18 protein-coding genes are annotated in these 22,143 nt (G+C 52.0%); 4 read left to right on the forward strand and 14 right to left on the reverse strand.

Annotated elements, in window-relative coordinates; all coding sequences use genetic code 11:
• Window positions 1-22 precede the first annotated feature (22 nt).
• From FGI04_RS16100 to FGI04_RS16150, 11 genes are all read right to left on the reverse strand, one after another.
• Complete coding sequence (locus tag FGI04_RS16100; RefSeq protein WP_342698830.1) at window positions 23-1,126, reverse strand: glycosyltransferase family 4 protein; 1,104 nt, start codon at window positions 1,124-1,126, stop codon at window positions 23-25.
• Window position 1,127: 1 nt separating this feature from the next.
• On the reverse strand, window positions 1,128-2,339 hold the full coding sequence (locus tag FGI04_RS16105) for a glycosyltransferase family 4 protein (RefSeq protein WP_407336979.1): 1,212 nt from the start codon (window positions 2,337-2,339) through the stop codon (window positions 1,128-1,130).
• A gap of 9 nt (window positions 2,340-2,348) precedes the next feature.
• The gene (locus tag FGI04_RS16110; protein WP_407336980.1) at window positions 2,349-3,338 is read right to left on the reverse strand and encodes a glycosyltransferase family 2 protein; all 990 of its coding nucleotides are present in this window, start codon (window positions 3,336-3,338) and stop codon (window positions 2,349-2,351) included.
• The gene (locus tag FGI04_RS16115; protein ID WP_407336981.1) at window positions 3,331-4,713 is read right to left on the reverse strand and encodes a capsular biosynthesis protein; all 1,383 of its coding nucleotides are present in this window, start codon (window positions 4,711-4,713) and stop codon (window positions 3,331-3,333) included. Before FGI04_RS16115 ends, FGI04_RS16110 begins: the two co-directional genes overlap by 8 nt.
• Window positions 4,710-5,921 (reverse strand): lipopolysaccharide biosynthesis protein, encoded by a 1,212-nt coding sequence (locus tag FGI04_RS16120; RefSeq protein WP_407336982.1) that lies wholly within the window; start codon window positions 5,919-5,921, stop codon window positions 4,710-4,712. The genes FGI04_RS16115 and FGI04_RS16120 overlap by 4 nt, the downstream gene beginning before the upstream one ends.
• A 10-nt stretch (window positions 5,922-5,931) precedes the next feature.
• Entirely contained in the window at window positions 5,932-8,079 is a 2,148-nt protein-coding gene (locus FGI04_RS16125; RefSeq protein WP_407336983.1) for a GumC family protein, read from the reverse strand.
• Window positions 8,080-8,081: 2 nt separating this feature from the next.
• Complete coding sequence (locus FGI04_RS16130; protein ID WP_407336984.1) at window positions 8,082-8,639, reverse strand: polysaccharide biosynthesis/export family protein; 558 nt, start codon at window positions 8,637-8,639, stop codon at window positions 8,082-8,084.
• A gap of 1 nt (window position 8,640) precedes the next feature.
• On the reverse strand, window positions 8,641-9,927 hold the full coding sequence (locus tag FGI04_RS16135; protein ID WP_342698836.1) for a porin family protein: 1,287 nt from the start codon (window positions 9,925-9,927) through the stop codon (window positions 8,641-8,643).
• Window positions 9,917-11,323, reverse strand: a complete 1,407-nt coding sequence (locus tag FGI04_RS16140; protein WP_342698837.1) for an undecaprenyl-phosphate glucose phosphotransferase — start codon at window positions 11,321-11,323, stop codon at window positions 9,917-9,919. Before FGI04_RS16140 ends, FGI04_RS16135 begins: the two co-directional genes overlap by 11 nt.
• 329 nt (window positions 11,324-11,652) lie before the next feature.
• Entirely contained in the window at window positions 11,653-11,832 is a 180-nt protein-coding gene (locus FGI04_RS16145) for a hypothetical protein (protein WP_342698838.1), read from the reverse strand.
• A 27-nt stretch (window positions 11,833-11,859) separates the two neighbouring features.
• Window positions 11,860-13,059, reverse strand: coding sequence for an L-talarate/galactarate dehydratase (locus FGI04_RS16150; RefSeq protein WP_407336985.1), 1,200 nt, complete (start codon window positions 13,057-13,059; stop codon window positions 11,860-11,862).
• Window positions 13,060-13,366: 307 nt separating this feature from the next.
• On the opposite strand from FGI04_RS16150, the gene FGI04_RS16155 reads away from it, so the two are divergent.
• Window positions 13,367-14,389, forward strand: coding sequence for a LacI family DNA-binding transcriptional regulator (locus tag FGI04_RS16155; protein ID WP_407336986.1), 1,023 nt, complete (start codon window positions 13,367-13,369; stop codon window positions 14,387-14,389).
• Between the two features lie 86 nt (window positions 14,390-14,475).
• Here FGI04_RS16155 and cadR read toward each other — a convergent pair whose 3' ends face one another.
• Window positions 14,476-14,907 (reverse strand): Cd(II)/Pb(II)-responsive transcriptional regulator, encoded by a 432-nt coding sequence (cadR, locus tag FGI04_RS16160; RefSeq protein WP_168364871.1) that lies wholly within the window; start codon window positions 14,905-14,907, stop codon window positions 14,476-14,478.
• Between cadR and FGI04_RS16165 the strand changes: the two genes are divergently transcribed.
• Entirely contained in the window at window positions 14,908-17,346 is a 2,439-nt protein-coding gene (locus tag FGI04_RS16165) for a heavy metal translocating P-type ATPase (RefSeq protein WP_407336987.1), read from the forward strand. It begins immediately after the preceding gene.
• A 573-nt stretch (window positions 17,347-17,919) separates the two neighbouring features.
• Window positions 17,920-18,417: a 2-oxo-4-hydroxy-4-carboxy-5-ureidoimidazoline decarboxylase gene (uraD, locus tag FGI04_RS16170; RefSeq protein ID WP_342698843.1), complete on the forward strand. Its 498-nt coding sequence runs from the start codon at window positions 17,920-17,922 to the stop codon at window positions 18,415-18,417.
• Between the two features lie 108 nt (window positions 18,418-18,525).
• Here uraD and FGI04_RS16175 read toward each other — a convergent pair whose 3' ends face one another.
• Entirely contained in the window at window positions 18,526-19,203 is a 678-nt protein-coding gene (locus FGI04_RS16175) for a DapH/DapD/GlmU-related protein (RefSeq protein ID WP_407320868.1), read from the reverse strand.
• A gap of 309 nt (window positions 19,204-19,512) precedes the next feature.
• Here FGI04_RS16175 and FGI04_RS16180 point away from each other — a divergent pair, with 309 nt between their 5' ends.
• Window positions 19,513-20,343, forward strand: a complete 831-nt coding sequence (locus FGI04_RS16180) for a DUF1868 domain-containing protein (protein ID WP_407274482.1) — start codon at window positions 19,513-19,515, stop codon at window positions 20,341-20,343.
• A gap of 225 nt (window positions 20,344-20,568) precedes the next feature.
• Here FGI04_RS16180 and ahpF read toward each other — a convergent pair whose 3' ends face one another.
• Window positions 20,569-22,131, reverse strand: coding sequence for an alkyl hydroperoxide reductase subunit F (ahpF, locus tag FGI04_RS16185; protein ID WP_342698846.1), 1,563 nt, complete (start codon window positions 22,129-22,131; stop codon window positions 20,569-20,571).
• Window positions 22,132-22,143 lie beyond the last annotated feature (12 nt).

Here is a 22,143-nt window from a genome sequence, read left to right on the forward strand (position 1 = left end):
CGCTGAATTATTTTTGGTGCATCTACTTATTGACTGCGGTATAAACGGCCATCGTTTGTTGCGCAATCTTTTGCCAATTATACCGTTGTAGATATTCAGAGTAATCAACAGAGAACGATTTAGAGCGTTGTGCAATCTTTTCAGATAAATCTGCCACATCTCCTACATTGAAATAGGTGTCTGGTGTTAATTTCACCTCCAGATTAGCTGGAATATTACTGACCACCGCAGGCAATGAAAACGACATTGCTTCCAGCAATGCAATCGGTAACCCTTCATGATATGAAGGCATCACGAAGAGTTTAGCCTGTGAAAAGACAGTTTGTAGTTCATGGCCGGTTAAAAAACCGGTCAATATGACATTAGGGGTTTCACGAGCCAATTGTTTTAGCCGCTCACTATAGGCCGTGGGGTGATCCGCATCGCCGACTAAAACCAGCGGCATCGTAATACCCGATTGCCGGTAAGCCGCAATCAGGTCATGCAGGCCTTTTTCTTCCACGAAGCGTCCAACCGCGACCACATAATGCTGCGGCTGAAGTGAAAAGCGCGACAGCGTTTGATGAATCACCTCAGGCGTGAGTTGTTGTGAAAGGTTCACGCCGTTATAAATAAGGTGCGCATCATATCGGCCATATTTTCTCTTGATCAGCTCATTAATGACCTCAGAGATAACAATCACTTCATTGGCATATTTCACCGCCACCTTTTCACCCAGCAACAACACCTTTTTAGCCAGCCTCCCCCATTTCTGGCGGTCATAATCTGGCCCGTGGTGTGTGAAGACCACTTTTTTACCCAATAAACGCAGCAGCGGTACCACCAGGCCAGGGCCAATGGCATGCACATGCACCACCGTAGACTGATCAAAACAGGTGGTAAAAGCCGCCAGTACCGAGTGAATAATGGCTTCTAGTGCGCGTTTTTTAGGTGCTAATAAAGCACGTGTTTTAATACCTCGATAATGTGATTGCTTATAATTAACATAGGGAGATCGTGCGAGTACGCAAATATCCACATCAAATTGCTGTTTTATAGTCGGGTATAAATTTTGACAATGTGTTTCCACACCGCCTAACACGTTTGGAATACCACGTGTACCCAGGACGGTAATCTTAGTCGTCATATTATTTTTTACTTATTATTTCCTGATAAAGCGCTAATAACGCTGCTGTGTGTTTATTTAATGAATATTTTTCGCTAAGACGCTGACGGGCATTACGCCCCATTTCTTTAGCTTGCTGTGGATTTAACGCCAGATAATCCAATACTTCGGCTAACACCTGAACATTACCCGGCTCAAATAAAATGCCGTCGACCTTATCGCGAATCTGCTCGGGTATACCGCCAATGCGTCCGCCGACGACGGGTTTGGCAAATGCCATCGACTCCAGCACCGACATGGAGCAGTTTTCGTAATATTCAGAAGGCACCACCACCGCACGTGCCCGTTTGATCAGACGATTGAGCTCTTCCCCCTGCTGTTTATAGCCAAGGAATTCCGCATCCGGGAATTGCGCGACCAGTTCATCATACAACGGGCCGTTACCGACAATTTTTAGCGGCATGTTATTTTTCATCCGCTGATGCGCCCGCGCGAGCGTTGCCACGCCTTTTTCCCGGCTCAGCCGTCCAATAAACAGGAAATAGCCGTCGTCTTCATCAGCGTCCAGCGGTAAGTCATCATTAATACCGTTGACGATGACATCAATACGGGAATGTGGCAGCTTGCGGAGCAACTGGCCGCGCAAAAACTCACTGGGCGAAATAATCGCATCCAGTTGCTGATAATGGCGGGCAATGGCCTGCCAGCCAGCTTCCAGCGAAAGCAGCAAACTCTTTGATGCCGACCCTTGCTGACAGCGATATTTAAACGCGTTAAATACCGAGCCGGTGACGCAGGCATCACAGACGTTGCCATCGCGCAACATGGTGTACGATGGGCATATCATCTTATAGTCATGCGCCGTCAGCACGGTTTTACAGCCGCTTTCCCGGGCCACCGAGATCAACGACGGCGTGAGCTGGTGGTAGATATTATGAAAGTGAACAATATCCGGCTTTTCTTGATGTAATAACGCCCGCAACTTTTTGCAGGCTTGTGAATTATGAATAAAGTTAACGGCGGTCTTTATTGCCCCCACAACACCACTGCGCTGATGGTAATCAACATTATCGACAAAATAAGAAGCGTAATCTGACGGGAAGTTATTTTCATGCTGCATGGAGAATGTCATTACCTCAACGCCCGCGGCTTTCAGCCTGTCATACTCCTGAAAATAAACCGTTTCCGCCCCGCCCTTTATATAGAAAAATTTATTGACTAATAAAACTTTCATTATCCCTGCCTATTCATGAATAACCGTACTCTCTGGCGGCGTCATCGGATCGCGTAGCGGTCTGGTTAACCCTTTGACTAAACCGGCAGAAAATACCGCCAGATTCATCACACTGTGTAATCCCTGCAGTAACGAGCGGTGCTGTATCGTTTTTAATGCCACAAAGGCCAGTAATGGCAGCAGCAGTACACCAATGACCGCCGCATTAAGCGTTAATACGCTCAGCGCTAACGCTGCCAGGTACATCGCAAAAATCGCCTCGTTTTTGACTATGCTGACCGCATGGGGGAAATGCGCTGTCCTCCAGGCGCTGCGTAAAAGCTCGCCCGGAGCCCAGAGGAAACCGTGCGTCCAACGATATCGCAGCATCGTTAATGTTGGCATGGTGTAAGAGGTGTGGCGAAAATAAGGCACATTAAGGCGATGCAATTTATAGTTGGCAACGCGCAGCCGCATCCCTAATTCTGCTTCCTCATAACCATGCAAACTACGGTGAGTGAGATAACCTATTTTCTCAATTGCCGAGCGACGATACAGACCCCCGCCCCCTAAATGGCCACAATCGCCGAGCGGATATATTTTATGAATGCGCTGTTTGCGCGAGGCAAACTCATAATTGGCGGCACCATCCATCTCTACTGTTCCGGCTACACCGGCGTAGTCTGGGTGTGCGGTTAAAAATGCGATGCCCTGCTCAATAAACCCCTCTTCCAGTTCCATATCGCCGTCCATCAGCAGCAGGAATTCCCCTTCGCTGTGCAGATAACCAAGCTGATGCCCCACGCCACAACAACGTTCAGACGGTCCGGTCAGCGACACCACGGTGACATCTTTAGCAATGGCGAGTTGCTGGGTGTTATCGGTTGATAAGCTATCGGCCACAATGATTTTATGGGGGTAATCGGCGAGCTGGCGACGAATACTGTCTATCGTTTTCTCAATCCCTTGCGCCTCATTGAATGTTTTAATACTGACTGAAATAAAAGGTTGATCACGCATACGATTTCCCGGAATAACGACGAACAGAATGACGTATCACCAGGATTGACCCCAGTGACAAATAAAACAGAAATTGCAGCATCGGAATAATCATAAGAATCTGGCTGTAAGGCAGACTCAGCAGGCACCCCACCGCAAAAACATTAAATGCCGGAGAGAAGCTCAGCAACTGCACGTCCTGCCGGTCAAGGTCATTACGATCCAGCACCGGCGTTGGCCGTGCCATGATTAAAATATAAATAACGAGCCCAATGAAAAATAGCGTCCCTATTATCCCTACTTCCCACAGCAATACGCTTAATGAGGTTGAGTCAATAATCAGGTTATAGATGATATTCAAAAAGCCGGGAGAAACGGCACTGCCACTATTGGTTGCATTTAGCCCATAACCAAACAGTGTGCCGGAAGGCCCCCACATATCGTGATTTTTCAGCCAGAAAAAGAGCGTCGTCAGGCGACCAAGCTCCCCGGATTCCATAATATAATCGGTATCAAAGATATACCCCAGAGAGTCCAAAAATACGCTGGCAGCACTTTTCGTTGGGTCACTCCTAAACGCGGAGGAATACCCCGCAGCTAAAATAGTAATCGCGATAGTAATCAGTAATGCCATACCAATAGCAATCAGTAACAGCGCTTTCAGGTTAACGCTGTTCATCCCTTTAATGTAACTGGGCATCAGCCAGACATAAGCCAGTAATAATGGCGAGATCAGAATAACGAACTTTACCTCACCCAGAATACACAGGCTGAACCCTAAAATAATGTGCAGCGCAGTGGATTTAAATGACGTCAGGCCGTGTTTAAATTCTGATATTTTTAGCAGCATAACCAGCAGGCAGAATAACCCCATCGCGGCAGTGTTGCCACCACCCATCGGGTCGCCGCCAAACGTACCGACCACGGAGTCCCATTTTTCATCTTCCCCCCGCAAGGCGACCCGTTTTGGCAGAACAAATAACACCTGATATAACACCACCGGGAATTGCGCGTAAAACACCCAGTACAAACCACAGGTCACACGATAAATTTGCGACTCCCGGCAAAACCCCAGCAGCAGGCAAAACATCATCAACGATAACGCAATCTCGTTTTTAAAGCCGACAATCGTGACCGTGACTCCCCCTTGTAATAAGGTCGACACCCCGGCCATAGCGAGAAACGAGAGGTATAACGCCAGGACGATTAACTCCTGGGTATCCAGGTTACGCCTGTCGTAGCGAGTCTGCATAATGAGCAGCCCCACCATGATCAATACCAAAAAAAACGGCAACCAGAGCACCGCCAGCACGCCGGTGAAATATTGCGTCAGCCCACAGACGACTAACGTGATGACAACATAACCCTGTAAATAGAGCCCGGTATTTAAGGTCATGATGCCATCATCGTTTTCTTCAACAAACCGGCGCGTTTATTCACCTTCAGGTAAATAAACGCATAACGTATCAACGTCAGCACTGAAAATATGATCAACGAAGTGGCATAGTGCGGATAACAATAAGGCACCAGTACAAAAGCGATGAAGACAATCATTAACTGTTCAAGTTGAATGCGCAAAAAATAACGATGAGAACCAAATAGCAACTCAATCACCGTCAACGGGCATACCGCCAGCGACGGGAATAAATACGGCAGCATATAGCGCGATGTGGGAATAGAATCAATCCACTCCTCACTGAAGAACGTCGTCATCACCAATGGATAAAAAATAAATACACCCAATGTACAAACGATGCCGGATACCAATAACATCAGGCGCACCTTTCTGAACTCATCATAGTTAAAGCGTTTATGTCTAAAATCAGCAGACCATGATGAAAAAATAGAATGGCGTACCGCATTACCGATGATCACCACCGGCGATAAACAAAACCGACTGACTACCGAGAAATACCCCGCCGTTAATGAGGAAAACCAAAAGTTAATCAGCATGACGGGCAAATTACTGTTAACCATCGCCAGCACTTCCGCGCTCCCCACACGGGTGAGGTGATGAGCATGCTCAAACAAGAACGCCAGATTACGCCGCGGACTAAAATGCCTGAAGGTAATGGTATGGATGGCGAACGAGTGCACAATACAGCCGCTGATAAGCACCAGCATGGCACAGGCCCAGGCCCAATAAAACGCAGCAGGGTGCGAGGTAAGCACAACCGACAGTACCACAACCGTTGAAACTGAGAGCCGCTGAAACGCCAGAAAACGATAATTCCCCGTACGCAGCGATAAATTCTCGGCGATCAACACCAACGCATAGGCCAGCGTGAGCAGATAAAGAAAGTATCCATTTTGCTGAAACAGCCAGGCGATCAAGGCCGCGTAAGGCACGGCAATGATAAGACTTTGCAGCGTGCTGAATACCACACTCTGCGCTAACGCGTCGTCTGGCTGTTTGGGGATCAACAACTGCGATGCAAAGGTACAGACCTGCGCCCCGACCAGCACGATGCTGTAATTGAGCGCATAGGCTCCCACCTCGGCCATATTGTATTTGTGTGAAATCAGCCAGATGGACAACGCGCCAATCACTTGTGACAGCACCGAGGAACCCGCAATGGTAGACACACTTTTCAGTAAATTCATATCCGTAGACTCATAGAGGACCGGTGTTGTTGATCAACGCATTCATGTGGTGGTTCAGGGAACGTATCCCCTCTTTGGTTTCCAGGTTTTTATCCGTCACCCGGTTCATGACCGCCCCCATCATCACCGTCTGATGGTGCCTCACGCTCTCAATCGCGCTGTGCACCTCGGCGGTCCGCCATGTCCCGGCCCTTAACACAAACACCACCCCGTCGATCACCCGATTGATCAACTGAATATCCTGCGTTTGATTCACGGCGGCCACGTCAATAACAATCCGTTGATAGCGGCGTCTCAGTGCTTCCATCAGCGTTACCATGCGTTCGGACGACAACATCAGCAAAGGCGATGTCTGTGCTCGACCGCGTGGTAAAAACGCCAGATGCTGACTGACAGGCACCAGTGCGTCATCGATATCGCATTGATCCTGCAGTAACTCCGCCATGCCTATAGCGGAAGGCGGCGCTAAATCCTGCGTTAGCCCATGGTCGTTAAAGAAATCGAGATCGATAAGCAGTGTCTTTTGATCAGCGCTGAAGGATAACGCCAGCAAATGCGCCAGCAGCGAGCGCCCTTCCCCCTGCTCGGTTGAGCTGATGGCAATAGCCTGACAGGAGGGATGCGATAACATAATGTGGGTTCGTATGCTGTGGATGCTCTCCACATACAGCGGCGACCCCGTTATCAGACGGACAATCTGCGGCCTTGCCAACCCCTGGGTAAAATGACGAATTTCACCTACAGGCGTCACATTCAGGCGCTTGCTCATCTGGCTTATCGTGTGAATCGAACTGTCCAGCGCGGTTCTGACGATGAAATACACCACCGAGAAAACCAGGGTCAGCATAACCACCATCACCAGCAGCATCATTTTATTGGGTTTCGATGGGCGATCGGCCGGTACCGCCGGGTCATACAGCACAGCATCCGGCTCGGCATAACTGCCAGCCAGCGTCTGCTCTTTTGTACGCTGATAGAGCGCCTTATAAAGCTCTTTGGTTTTCTCCAGCGTCGTTGTCAGGTTGTTGTACTCATCACGTTTAGACGCCAGTGTCTGGAATGCCGTTTTCTGTTGCTCCAGCAACTGCTGGTAGTATTTTTCATCCCTTAACGCCGCCTGATACTGCTTATTCAGCCCCGATTCCAACTCAAGCAATACGGTGCGGGTCTGTTCTTCAATGGCCTGCACCTGGGCTTCCGCCTCCAGAATCCGGGTATGCTTCGCCCCATAGCGTTTACGCAAATCATAGAGAGATCGTTTGGCCTGAATCAGCGCGATACGCAAATCTTGAATCTGGGCATGAGTAGAAATGTCAGGCAGCGAAATGATATTTTCCAGTGGTTTGCCCGCGTTCAGTCGCACGCTGTTATAGTTGGTTTCCGCGGTGATGCGGCGCTGGGTGGCATCCGCCAGCTTGGTGGTGACGAGCCCTAATTGCTCCGTTTCAAAGCCATCCACACCACGGAATGTGAGTAATCCTTCCCGCTTGAGGAATTGATCGATAGCAGCCTGTTGCGCGACAACCTGCTGCCACACCTCTTCCATCTGTTTTTGGTTTAACGCACTGGCCTTCAGCGTCTTGAGGTGTTTCTGTTTCGCCGTATAGCTAACGAAGGCTTGCGCCACGCCGTTCGCAATATCCGCTGCCAGCGCTGGCGACGCCGATTCATATGAAATAGTGGCGAGATGCGTGGTACGAACGCCATTAATCGTCAGGTGTTGCACCATCTCTTTCAATGCGCGATCAACTCGTTGCTGTTCATCGCTATGGCTATCGGCCCCGTTACTCGCCCCGTCGTGGTTCACCTCACCGTTAAACGCAGGGTTTTGATGCAATTTCACGTCCCGCACCGCTTGTTCCAGCACAATACGCGACTGCATCAACGCATACTGGGTTTCGTAATAGCCGCTGCGGGTGGAGTCATAGCCATCGACTTGCGGTAGCGGAGAAATGTTATCTTGCTGTGCTTTGATCAGTACGGTCGCCGTCGACACATAAGTGGGCGTCAGCATACTAATCAGCGGGTACGCCACCACCGCCGCAAGCAGCCCGGCAAGCACTATCTTCCAGCCGTTCTTTTTCAGCGCCTGGGCAAACCTGGAAAAATCGACGGTACTTTCCAGTTTTCTGCCATTCTCCACGATAGATAAACTCATGGTCAGAAAAAACTCATACCGACAATCACGGTATCGCCCGGATGAACGGCGTGCCTGATATCAACATGCTCAATCAGTTGATGGCTCTTCGACAGGCGAATGGCAAGGTCTTTACGGTCTGCGCGATCGGTAAATCCTCCGGCCAGCGCCAGCGTTTTTTCCACGTTTAACCCCGGCTCGTAGGTATAGCCGTTCGGTTTCACCACTTCGCCGGTGATATAAAATTTACGGAACTCCGCGATGCTGACCGTCACCATGGGATTTTGCAGATAATCACCGCGCAGACGTTTGGTGAGTTCATCACTGACCTGCCCCGGCGTTTTCCCTTTCAATACCAGTGGCCCAATATAAGGGAAGGTTATCGCACCGCTTTTATCCAGCATGAACTTCATCGTCATTTCAGGCTCGCCGTACACCAGAATGTTGACTGCATCGCCTTCATCTAACAGGTAACCACTCTCTTCGTCGTCGGGTTGCTCCTGTTGTTGTGGGCTGGACAGCGAACATCCGGCCAGCAGCATGCTCAGGCACAGAAAAATACCCAGTTTTATTATTCTCACGTTAGATCTGTACCTTCGTTGTTAACATAATCAGAGAGTTATCATGGCCCAACGTTCTGATAACCTGGCGATTACCGTCAGGGCCAATAAAGAAAGAATCAGTATTTTTATTGGAGCGTAACGTATTGCGTTGATATTTGAGCTCAACGTTAATAGAAGGCCTGAAGCGATAGTTCATCGCAAAGGTGAGCACCCGGTTCCCGTCGTTACGATCATCCTGATAATGCTGATAGCGGTCTATCAGGTAGGAATAATCAAACGTGGTGGAGAAACGGTCAGTCAGCCAATAATGCTGGTAAGAGATACCGTATTCAGACTCCGTGATATAACCGCCCACCTCCGTCGGGTCCTTGACGCGCTGTGCGGTATGCACGGTAAAAACAGACTGTTTACGTGGCGTCCATTCAGCCTGAATATCCCAGTTCACACCGCGAAAATCACTGGCACTCGGGTTGTTATCAAAGGTTTTATATAACCAGGACAGGTTGGCATTGATCCGGGTTTTCCCTGTGATACGTGATGTCACACCGTATTCCAGGTTATATTCGCTGGTGTCTTTTTTCGCATCGACCTCATAACGGCGCTGGCTATTAATAGCTCGGTAGCTAAAGAGCGTCGTCGTAGAGTAGTGATCTGACAGTTCTGCGATCAGACGATTTTCATGCCATTCCTGTCCACGAATATAGTTATAAAAATCGATATCTGTGTTTTTAATCTCGTCGGTATTGCCTAAGCGCAGTGTTTTAAACAGCACGGCGACATCCGCTTTACCTCGCCCTCCCGGCGTACCATAGCTGTAACGTAATTCACTGTTGAAAACCGTCGTGCTCAACGGTGAATTCACCCCAAAATCGCTGAACTGTTGGGGTCGAAAACCTTCTGTAATACCACGGCCTCGTTTTTCATGCCCCAATGAGTCTTCAAGGCTCAGCGCAAGTCCGTGTTTATTGCCATAGCGCCAGGCACCATTAAAACGAAAGGTGTGGTCGGTATAATTATCTGCCGGGTCGGTGTCGTAGCGACGATAATGACCGGAATACATCAATACATAATTATCGTCATAACGGGCACCGATGGCTTTAATCGTGGGCCTGATACTCTGAAAATCTGCATTCAGGGTGTCTTTCGCATCCTCCTGTGAGGTCACGTTATTCTCATGACCATAATCCAGACCAAGCTGGCTCTGAAAATCAATACCGGCTATACCGATATGCGATTTGGGTGTCAGCTCAGCCCAGGAGCAATGCGGTACTATCATCCCTGCGGCAATGATCAAATTAGTACGCATTTTCACCGATAAAACCTTTGAAAATGGTTCTAAAAATAATCTTGAGATCCAGCCAAAGAGACCAGCTTTGAATATAGGTAATATCGTAGTACACCCGCTTTTCCATTTTATCGAGTGTATCCACTTCGCCACGGTAACCATTCACCTGCGCTAATCCTGAAATACCCGGTTTAACCTTATGGCGAATCATGTAATTCTCGACCAACTGCCGGTACTGTTCATTGTGTACCACCGCGTGTGGACGAGGGCCGACAATTGACATAGTGCCTTGTAATACATTGAAAAACTGGGGGAGCTCATCCAGCGAGGTACGGCGCAGGAAAGCACCAAACCGCGTCACTCGGGGATCGTTTTTCGTCGCCTGTTTGACGACATCGCTATTTTCCATCACGTGCATCGAGCGGAATTTCCACACTTTGATTTTGTTGCCGCTCAAACCGTAACGATCCTGCTTGAATAACACGGGTCCCGGCGAGGTCAACTTAATGCCGATAGCAATCAGTAACAGCAGCGGAGAAATCATCAGCGTAATCACACCACCGATAACCAAATCCTCCAGTCGCTTAATCACAGAGCCGATACCATCAAAAGGCGACTTGAAAATACTGATGGTCTGAATGTTATTGATAGAGCGAAGCTGTGATACATAAGAGCTGTAGGAATAAAGGTCAGGAATGATGTAAGTATCAACGGTAGTGTCAGACATCATGGACAGAAAATAACGAATGCGTTTGAGTGCAATCATCGGCAATGCAATATAAATCTCATCCACCCGGCCTGCTTTCGCCTCTTCCACCAGTGCACTCACGTCGCCTTTATACTCACTTTTTATCAGGTACCCAAACCGGGCAAGGCTACGGTCGTCATAGAAGGCCAATTCTAACTGCATATTGGCATATTCTTTCCGCAATGCTTTTTCCGCAGCTAATCCGCCCGGCGTTAGCCCGATAATCGCCACCCGGATGCGTTTTTTAGCCGTGTATTTCACCGTCATTAAACGCACAAGATAAAGTACCAATAATGACAAGGTGTACCAGTATAAGGTTGCAGAAAAATAAATGTTATCGAGATGATGTAACAAGCCTAACGAGTACAATGTACCCGCATATTCTCTGACCGTCTCGACAAAAATAATGGAGAATAATGCGCAGCCCCACAGCTTCTGCTGCCCGCGTAATTGCATGCTTTTAACCCGGTGGTGATATAAACCGGTATATTCACCTATGAGTAAAAAAGAGGTAGAAAATAGCAGGCTAATCATAATGACATCATCGAAATCGCCCATTAAAAATAGCCTGGCACTGACTATCAATGTCAAATTGATTGATAGGAAATCCATCAATTTAATAACAAACAAGTCATTCCCATAGGAAACTTTTATCTGATGACTAGACACTTTTTAATCCTAATCCATTAGATTTTATGACTGTTTCTTTTCCGAGCGCGCATAATATATCAGATAAATTTTTTTTAAAGAGTCAATTGGAAAGATCTTAAAGAAATGGATAAAAAACCGTAAAAACAGCACATCGTGAGGGGTTTATTCAGTCAAAAAAACGATTCACCACACCAGCTATTCTTTATGAAATTATTCAAAATTTAAATCATTTTTAATTAAAATTATTTTTTATAGAATCATTATTGATAAATAAAAACACCGTCACTCAACACACGCATTCCTTCGAATGAGGAATAGGTGTATTCCACAATACTTGCTCAGATTGGTCATTTGCGTGAACGGCAACAGTGAATGGAAAACAGCCAGACTGATTCAAACAGGCTCAGCGTACCGGCATTGGCAGTAATGGCGGGGAGCTCAGTGGCCTTGAGCAGAGAAAATAGGGGTGGGGTATTTGTCGCTGCAATGAACGCATCGTTGTTGATAACGACGGTTTGCAGCGACAACACCCTGTTCCCACGCCGGGTCAGAGGCTACCCGTTGTATTGACCGCATTCATGGCTGAGTTGTGTCCATCGACGGGCCTGTTCACTCAGCGTAAATCCCAGTCCATAACGGTCCGATACCCACATGCGCCCGTCGCGCAACTCAAGTTGTTCGTTAAACAACGGGTTAAGCCATTCAAAGTGTTCCAGCCAGGGCTCCAGCGGATAGGCCGCCGCCAGATGCAAATGCACCTCCATCGCAAAATGCGGTGCCAGTTTGCGCCCGTGTCTGGCGGCCAGGTCCATAATCTTCAGAAACGGAGAGATCCCCCCCACACGCGGCGCATCTGGCTGTACAACGTCGCTGGCATTGCCCAGGATTAACTGCTCATGTTCCCGGAAGCTGGTGAGCATTTCCCCGGTAGCAATCGGCGTATCGAGTGCCGTCGCCAGCTGTGCGTGCCCTTCCACGTCGTAGGCATCCAGCGGCTCTTCAATCCAGACCAGATTGAAAGCCTCCAGCTTACGCCCCATCCGGATAGCCGTTTCCCGATCCCACTGTTGGTTAGCATCCACCATTAATGGGAAATCTTCGCCCAACGCTTCGCGAACCGCGCTCACACGTCGAATATCCTCAGCGGTGTTGGGCTGCCCGACTTTCAACTTGATGCCACCAATACCGCTTTCCCGTGAGAGCGCCACATTTTTCAACACCTGATCCAGCGGCGTATGCAAGAATCCCCCGGAGGTGTTGTAGCACTGAACTGAATCCCGATGTGCGCCCAGTAATTTGGCCAGCGGCAACCCGGCACGTTTGGCTTTCATGTCCCACAGCGCAATATCGATAGGTGAAATCGCCTGCACCGCCATGCCGCTTCGCCCCACCGACGCGCCAGCCCACAACAGTTTGTTGTAGATTTTATCGATATCATTCGGGTCTTCCCCGAGTAGATTATCGGCAATCTCCTTCGCATGAGCGTAAATGCCCTGCCCGCCAGCGCGCTTGGAATAGCTAAAGCCGACGCCTTCAAAGCCGTCACGGGAGCGAATCTCCGCAATAATAATCGCCACTTCAGTCAGCGGTTTCTGACGCCCGGTCAGTACTTTGGCATCACTCACCGGTGTTGCCAGCGGCAGAAACGCCAGCGACAACTTAGCCCACACAATACGATCACCGGTTTCTTGCGCAGTTTTGACACCGCTAACCTGGGCATAGGAGACGGCATCGGAGTTCACGCTTAACGACATGATAGGGTCCTCATCAGGTAAAATGTTTGCGCTAACATTACTAGCGAAGATATCGACAGCACACCACCCTATTGAATGCAGTTTGTACAGATGATCACGATCCGGATATTTTTGGGAAATTGCACGATGAAAAATGATAGCGCAAACATACAATGTATTCGCACAATGATATCCACATAACGTATCCGCACCATACCGGGTAGCGCGATTATCCCGCGGGTGCTGCTGCGACCGACTGGCAAAAAGACACGACTTCACCAATAATCCACGCCCAGACCTACCCGATAACCCAAGAGCCAGGCCGATTGTGAGCACCCAAAAAACAACGCGACATGCTGCTGTGACACGTGCCCCCACGTTAGATGACGTTGCCAAAGCGGCGGGGCTGTCGTCCATGACGGTCAGCCGTGCCCTCAACAACCCGGCGCTGGTCCGTGCCTCCACCATCGAAAAAGTGCAGGAAGCGGTGCGTGCTACCGGGTATATCCCGAACGCACTGGCGGGTGGATTGGCCTCCCGGCGCAGTAAGTTGATCGCCGTTGTGGTGCCGCAAATCAACAACAATATGTTTGTCGATACGATTCAGGCCATTAGCGATGAGCTGGCGCAGCGTGGTTATCACATGCTGCTGTGTGTGGCAGGCTATACCCCGCAGACGGAGGAAGAGCTGGTGGCTACGCTGCTGTCACGCCGCCCTGATGGCGTTGTGCTGACCGGCATCCATCATTCGCCTTCACTCAAAAAAATTCTGCTGAACGCGGCGGTTCCGGTGGTGGAAATCTGGGATCTCACGCCAACACCGCTGGATATGCTGGTGGGGTTTTCTCATGAAAAAGTCGGGTTGGCGATCGGGGAGTATATTCACCGCAAAGGGTATCAGCGCCCCGGGCTTATCTGGACGACGGACCCGCGCGCAGCAAGGCGCAAAGCCGGTTTATATGACGCGCTGAGCCGCTATCAATTGACCCCGATGCACTGTGTCGATACCCCACTGCCCGCCACGCTGGCGCTGGGTCGCCACGGGGTCGCTCAGTTATTGGATACGATGTCTCCCGACATCATCCTGTGCAGTTCAGACACGCTGGCGCAGGGTGCCATCATGGAAGCGGAAAGCCGTGGTCTGCACGTTCCACATGACCTGGCGGTGATGGGGTTCGGCGACCTGGATTTTGCCGCCAGCAATCGGCCTTCCCTCACAACGATAGCTGTCGACAGACAAGAGATGGGCCGCCGGGCCGCCGCCTTACTGGCAGACCATATTGCAGGGCATACCCCCAGCGACACGATTATTGATATCGGCTTCAAACTTATCGAGCGGGAATCGACATAGCCGAATGGGTAGCGGTAGCCATGGCGCTACCCTTTCCCAGCCCTACACGCCCCCACATCAGAGATGTGAGCATCGCGTTGGCTGACTCAGCCTAAATGCGTATGGCCGATGCTGCTGTCTTCAGGCTCCAGCTCGGACAACCCGTGCAAAATGCCACAGCCATCCACCGTTTGCGTCACCTGACAGCGCTGGCTGATATCCATCAGTTGCGCTTTCAGTTGCTGTAACTGCGCCAGGCGTGCTTCGACATGCCCCAGATGTTCATTCAGCAACGCGTTAACCCCTTCACAACTGGCAGCAGGTTGCTCGCTAAGCGCAATCAGCGCGCGAATTTCATCGTGGTTCATGTCCAGTGAGCGGCAGTTACGGATAAACCGCAGCCTGTCGACATGAAACTGATGATAGTGACGATAGTTCCCTTCGGTACGTTCCGGTTCGGGCAGTAGCCCTTTCTTCTCATAAAAACGAATGGTTTCCGGTGTGGTGTTGGTCGCTTTCGACAGATCGCCAATTTTCATATGACTCCCCTTGACTCTGTAGTTGCTACAGGGTTTTTACTACAACAAAATCCCGAACAGGAATCAACCATGTCAGAAAAACATTCCCCTGCTTCTGTGCGCCAGTTCCAGCCTGTCGCACCGGAAAAACCGGGCAAGGCCCTGTTCCGCCCACATCATCAAACACAAGCTGGGTCATGCCAGACACCGCATGCCGCCGGCCATATACAGCAATCGGAACAGACTTGTACTCATCACTGCTGTGACAATGTGGTGCAACACAATGCGGTGCAACCTGTCAGTGCGCTGGCGAGTGCCGAGCGCACCGGCGATCAGCAACGGACACCGATCCGCATCATGCAGATGGACTGCCCGACGGAAGAAACGATGCTGCGTAAAAAGCTCGATACGCTGCCGGAGGTCAGTGCGCTGGAATTCAACCTGATGCAGCGGGTGATGACCGTCACCCACCGTTACGATGCGCTGGACACCGTTCTGGCCGCTATCCGCGCGTTAGGGTTTGAGCCTGAAGTGCGTGCCGCAAACGACCGCTCCGCCCTGCCGCCTGAGCCGAAAAAGTCCTGGTGGCCGTTGGGGCTGGCGGTGCTTGCCGCCGGTGCGGCCGAAGCCGTGGAATGGAGCGCACTGCCTGAATGGTGGGCTGCGGTGCTGGCGATCCTTGCTGTGGCCGTCAGCGGGTTGACCACCTATCGCAAAGGCTGGACAGCCCTTCGCACCGGCAACCTGAACATTAATGCGCTGATGAGTATCGCAGTGACCGGTGCGCTTATCCTGCAACAGTGGCCGGAAGCCGCAATGGTCATGGTGTTGTTTACTCTCGCCGAGCACATCGAAGCGCGTTCGCTGGACCGCGCCCGTAACGCCATCGCCGGGCTGATGAACCTGGCACCGGAGACCGCCACCGTACAACAACCGGATGGCAGCTGGCGCGACGTGGAAGCCAACACCATTACACCCGGCAGCATCGTACGGGTTCGCCCCGGCGAACGCATCGCCCTGGATGGCGACATCACCCGTGGTCATTCCGCGGTTAATCAGGCACCGATTACCGGCGAAAGCCTGCCGGTGGATAAGCGCGTCGGCGACAGCGTATTTGCCGGTACCATCAATGAAAGCGGTTCATTTGAATATCGGGTAACGGCGGCGGCGGCCAACACCACGCTGGCACGAATTATTCACGCGGTAGAACAGGCGCAGGGTACCCGGGCACCGACGCAACGGTTTGTCGATCAGTTTGCCCGCATTTACACCCCGCTGGTCTTTCTGGGAGCGCTACTGGTCGCGGTCCTGCCGCCGTTGCTGGCTGGCGGCGGTTGGCTGGAATGGACGTACAAAGCGCTGGTATTGCTGGTGATCGCCTGCCCCTGCGCGCTGGTGATTTCTACCCCGGTCACCATCGTCAGTGGGCTGGCGGCGGCCGCACGACGCGGTATTTTGATTAAAGGCGGGGTGTTCCTAGAAAAAGGGCATGCTCTCTCCTGGCTAGCACTGGATAAAACCGGCACGCTGACCCACGGCAAACCGGTACAAACCGGTTTTGAACCGGTCGCTGACGCGGATGACGACCATTGTCGGCAACTGGCTGCCAGTCTGGCCAGCCGTTCAGACCATCCGGTGTCACAGGCCGTGGCAACAGCGGCACAGGAAGCCGGTACGCCATTGCTGGATGTCGATAACTTCAGTGCCGTTGCCGGACAAGGCGTCATCGGTACCTTGCAAGGGCAGCGCTATTTCCTCGGCAACCTGCGCCTGGCCCGGCAATGGCTGGGGGATGGGGCGGCGGCAATCAGCGAGCGGCTGACAGCGCTGGAGCAGGCCGGTAACACGGTCATCATACTGGGTGACGAACGGCGGATTCTGGCGCTGATGACGGTGGCAGATACCGTAAAACCCTCCAGTCAGGAGGCTATCAACACGCTGCATCAGGCGGGTATCAAAACCCTGATGCTCACTGGCGATAATCAGTACGTGGCGCAGGCTATCGCCCGCGACGTCGGGATTGATGAGGCACGTGGCAACCTGTTGCCGGAAGATAAACTGTCGCAGATTGAACGGCTATCGGCGCAGGGCGTCACCGGGATGGTCGGTGACGGCATCAACGACACCCCGGCGCTGGCGCGTGCCGACATCGGTTTCGCCATGGGTGCCATGGGGGCCGACAGCGCCATCGAAACCGCCGATGTGGCGCTGATGAACGATGATTTGCGCAAGATCCCGGAATTTGTGCGTATATCTAAAGCCACCCGCGCCATCTTAATTCAAAACATCGTACTGGCACTCGGCATCAAAGCCCTGTTCCTGACGCTCACGTTACTGGGCATGGGGACGATGTGGATGGCGGTCTTTGCCGATGTCGGTGCCAGTTTGCTGGTGGTCGGTAATGGTCTGCGGCTGCTGCGTCAGGCAGCGGTGAGTACACACCAACCTCAACCGGCGTAACCCGACACCGGGCAGGTGCAAGGGACTCCGCCGCAGGCACGATATCACTGTGGCCCCACCTGTGGGGCCTTACTCCGCGAGGTATCGGCGACCGGCAGGTGACTTATGACAAAACGAGACTTAAGACCGGTGCTCGCTTAACAGCAAATAAGTACTCACTCACTTTTTATAGCGTCTGGTATTTATGGCGTCTGGTATCAGGCGGGCGACTCACCGCCCGCTTTTTCGCCGACAACCGCTCCGCGTTATAGTCTGCCGATAAAATTAGTGATTACTCACTTCACTGGCTCGCCCGGCAACAGATGGCCGCACCATCAGGCGCTGGCAACCCCATACCCCACCGCAGTCAATACCACCCAACACACTGCACCACGCTATAATTGCACCATGAAAGTGCAATTTCATGCGCTACCGTGAATCGGTTGTCTGTCCTGAGCAACACCGGATTCTGATCTGGCGCTCTGGCAACAACTGGCATGTGAATTGCAAAGACAAAATCCTATCCTACAAAACCGGCGTGACAACAGGGAATTCACGTCGTATTGCGTCAATACAACCGAACAAGGAGCGACGATGATTACGTTGGAACAGTTTAATCTGCTCAGCGTTAGCGAAGCGGTGACGCTGATAACGCCGTGCGTGGCGTTGCCTGGCTGGGCCAAACAGGTCACCGCAGGCCGCCCCTACGGCAACCGTGCCGCCCTTCTGGCCGCCGGGCTACAGGCAACCCAAGGCTGGCAGGAAGAAGAGCTGATGCAGGCGCTACGTACCCACCCGCGTATCGGCGAACCGGCCGTGAGTGTAGCTGGCACCGCCCGCCCTAGCCAGGAGTCGATGATGGCGCACAGCAGCGAGAATACGCTGGCTAACGCACTGCGCGCAGGCAATGCCCGTTACGAATCCCGCTTTGGCCGGGTATTTCTGATCCACGCCAAAGGCCGTAGTGGGGAAGAAATTTTGCGTATCCTGCATCGACGGCTGCAAAACGATGACCGGCAAGAAGCGGCGGAAGCGCTGGAACAACTGCGCCAGATTACCCTGCTCAGGCTGGAAAGCATGATCAGCGAATAAACTGTGGGTGATACCGACTAACACGCTGAAATGACTGAAAAACGTCTCGTTACCCGGCGGCACCCCAACACCTGCGGGATACCGCCCGGCGGTTTATCGGTCTGTCTATCACACCGGCGGCTCAGACAATGGCGGGAGTGATCCGTCACGATAGAAATAACTCACAAACTCGGTCACATCCTGCTGGAACAGGTGAAAATGCTGGCGAATTTTCTCATCCGGCCAATCCCACCAACATAACTGTTCCAGTTTTTCCGCCACCGTGGGGTCCTCAAAACGCGGGCGCAACACCCGCGCCGGATTACCGACCACAATGGTCCAGGCGGGAACCGGTTTAGTCACGATACTACCCGCACCGATGATAGCGCCATTGCCGACAGTCACCCCCGGCAACACAATCGCACCATGACCTATCCAGACATCATGGCCGATCACGACTTCATCTTGCTGACGCCAGTTGAAAATCTCCTCGTCAACCGCCGCCGGGTTATCGCTCAATCGGTATTTGCCGGGGCGATAGGTGAAATGATGCAGCGTCGGCCGCCACCACGGGTGGTTGCTGGGGTTGATACGAACGTGCGAGGCAATCGAGGTAAATTTGCCAATGCGGGTAAACATCAGGTCGCAATCATTCATGATGTAGCTGTAATCCCCCAGCACGACATGATTGAGCACAGTACGGTCGGCGACTTCCGTCCAGCGCCCTAATTCGATGTGGTAGGCTTGTACGTCGTTGGCAATACGGGGTTCCGGGCTAAGGACCGGTGATGGCGATTGAGGACTCATAATCGGTTTCCCTGGTTCGTTGACACGTTATATGGGTTAAAACAGTATTCCCATCAAAACAATACGAGTTGGCACACGTCATGCGTGAAAACACAGCACGTGATATAACGCATAACGCGCGTAACGAAATAAAAAGCCCATCCTGTCACTGAGCGATGACAACAGCATGTCAGCCTCAGCGCGATTAAGATCCGCTTACAACTCCATGTCAGTATGAAATTTACCCGTCACCAAAGTACGCCTAACCTAGGCGTATATACCGTTTATCCGTCCATTTACATCCATCAATCCACGCTACTGGGAGGAGTCATGAACCCGTTACGCCGCCGCTTCGTCCTGCAATTACCGCTCCTGGCTTACGGGATGTCGCTATTCGCCAACGCCAGAGCCGACGATACGTTCAGCACCATGCGTCCATCCGGCTCTCTGGTGCCGACACCACGCGACATCGGCGGCAAATTCAACCCCGACGGTAGCGTGCGCCGCTTTCCCGGCAACACCATTATTTCCCACATTCCGCTGGATTCTGCCGCGTCGAGTGCGTTTATGGCCGTGCGCGATACGCTTAAACAACAGGATTTCAGCCACTGCCTGACCTTTACTCCCCCGTCCAGTTACCACATGACGGTATTTGAAGGCGTGACCGAATCGAAACGCCGTTTGCCATTCTGGCCTGCAGGCCTGCCAATTGATGCTCCGCTGTCGGTCTGTAGCGATTATCTGGCACGCAAGCTGGCAGGGTTCGAGTTGCAGGCCACACTGCCGTTTAAAATGCGGATCACCGATTTCAACGCTCATCAGGATTCCGGCGTGACCGTGCGTCTGACACCCATGGACGATAACGAGGAGCGCAAACTGCGCACACTACGAGACCGGTTAGCCGAACAATTAGGGATACGTGCGCCGGACCATGACACCTACGGCTTTCATGTGACGTTGGGGTATCTGGTGCGCTGGATGACGGAAGACGAGTCGGAGGCTTACCTAAAAGCCCAGCAGGCCTGCCTGCATTACCTGCAACAACAGGTACCGGTGCTGGAACTGGGCGTGCCGGAGTTTTGCGTCTTCAACGACATGTTTGCTTTCGATACCCAGTTAAACATCGGCCAGCCTGTCACCACCGTGCCGCTAACCGCCTGAGTGGGGTGAGAACCCGATGGCGAAAACACAGGCTGAAAAACAACATTGATAGAAAAACAACATTGACGGTGGTAACACGCCACCACCATCGTCGGGGCTGCCCGCAATAGCACATAAAAAAAACCCCTTCAGTAAACTGAAGGGGTCGGGTCGCCTAAAAGATCAGGTTAATGCATGAGGGTTGCAGCCCGAAAGTGACCACGGGTCACAGGATGGAATAGGGTCTTACGCCTGCGTTCTGATCAAATAATCAAACGCACTCAGGGAGGCTTTAGCACCTTCGCCCGTGGCGATAATAATCTGCTTGTAAGGCACGGTGGTGCAGTCCCCGGCGGCAAACACACCTTTCACGCTGGTTTCGCAGCGAGCGTCTACCTCAATTTCGCCAATGCGGTTGCGTTCAATGGCACCGTCCAGCCAGTTGGTATTCGGCAGCAGGCCGATTTGTACGAAAATCCCTTCCAGCGCCAGCTTATGAATGCTGTCGGTGGTGCGATCTTTATACTGCAAGCCAGTGACTTTCTGGCCGTCACCCAGCACTTCAGTAGTCTGTGCGTTGACGATCACATCGACGTTCGGCAGGCTACGCAGCTTGTCCTGTAACACGGAGTCTGCTTTCAGTTCCGGTGCGAACTCCAGCAAGGTCACATGCTTCACCACACCCGCCAGATCAATCGCCGCTTCCACGCCGGAGTTACCGCCGCCAATAACCGCCACATGCTTGCCTTTGAACAGCGGACCGTCGCAATGCGGACAATAGGTGACGCCACGGGTACGGTATTGTTCTTCACCCGGCACGTTCATGTTGCGCCAGCGCGCACCGGTAGCAATGATAATGCTACGGGATTTCAGCACCGCGCCCGATGCGGTTTCGATCTGGTGCGGCTGACCCGGTTCAGAAGCGGGGATCAGTTTTTGCGCGCTCTGCAAATCGATGACGTCAACGTCGTAGTCATCCACATGCGTTTTCAGCGCTGTCGCCAGTTTGGCACCTTCGGTTTTCGGTACCGAAATGTAGTTTTCAATATCGACGGTATCCAGAATCTGGCCGCCGAAACGCTCGCCCATCAAACCGGTGCGGATGCCTTTACGGGCCGCGTACACCGCCGCGGCTGCCCCTGCCGGGCCACTGCCAACAATCAGTACGTCATACACCGGGCGGCTATTGAGTTTATCGACCACGCGGGCATTGGCGCCGGTGTCAATTTTGCCGACGATTTCCGCCAGGCTCATACGGCCCTGGCTGAAGTGCTCGCCGTTCAGGAATACCGTGGGAACGCCCATGATATTGCGATCTTTGATCTCATCCTGAAACACACCGCCGTCGATCGCGGTATGGGTCACGTTCGGATTCAGGATGGACATTAAATTCAGCGCCTGTACCACATCCGGGCAGTTATGACAGGTCAGCGAATAATAGGTTTCGAAGTGGAATTTACCATCCAGGTCGCGGATTTGATCGAGGAGTTCTTTCGCTTCTTTCGACGGATGTCCACCGGTTTGCAGTAACGCCAGCACCAGCGAGGTGAATTCGTGCCCCATCGGCGCACCGGCAAAGCGCGGCCCGTTGGCAGCCCCTGGGTTGGTCACCAGAAACGACGGTTTACGCACCGGCAGATCGTTATTTTCAAAGAAACTGACTTTGTCGGACAACCCGGCGATGTCAGTCAGCAATGCCCGGACTTCAGCAGATTTCGCTGAGTCGTCCAGTGTCGCCACTAACTCAACAGGTTTGGTTAATTTTTCCAGGTAGGTTTTCAACTGGAGTTGTACGTTATTGTCGAGCATAGATGATCCTTG

It is taken from the genome of Dickeya ananatis (genome assembly GCF_019464615.1).
Classification (GTDB): domain Bacteria; phylum Pseudomonadota; class Gammaproteobacteria; order Enterobacterales; family Enterobacteriaceae; genus Dickeya; species Dickeya oryzae.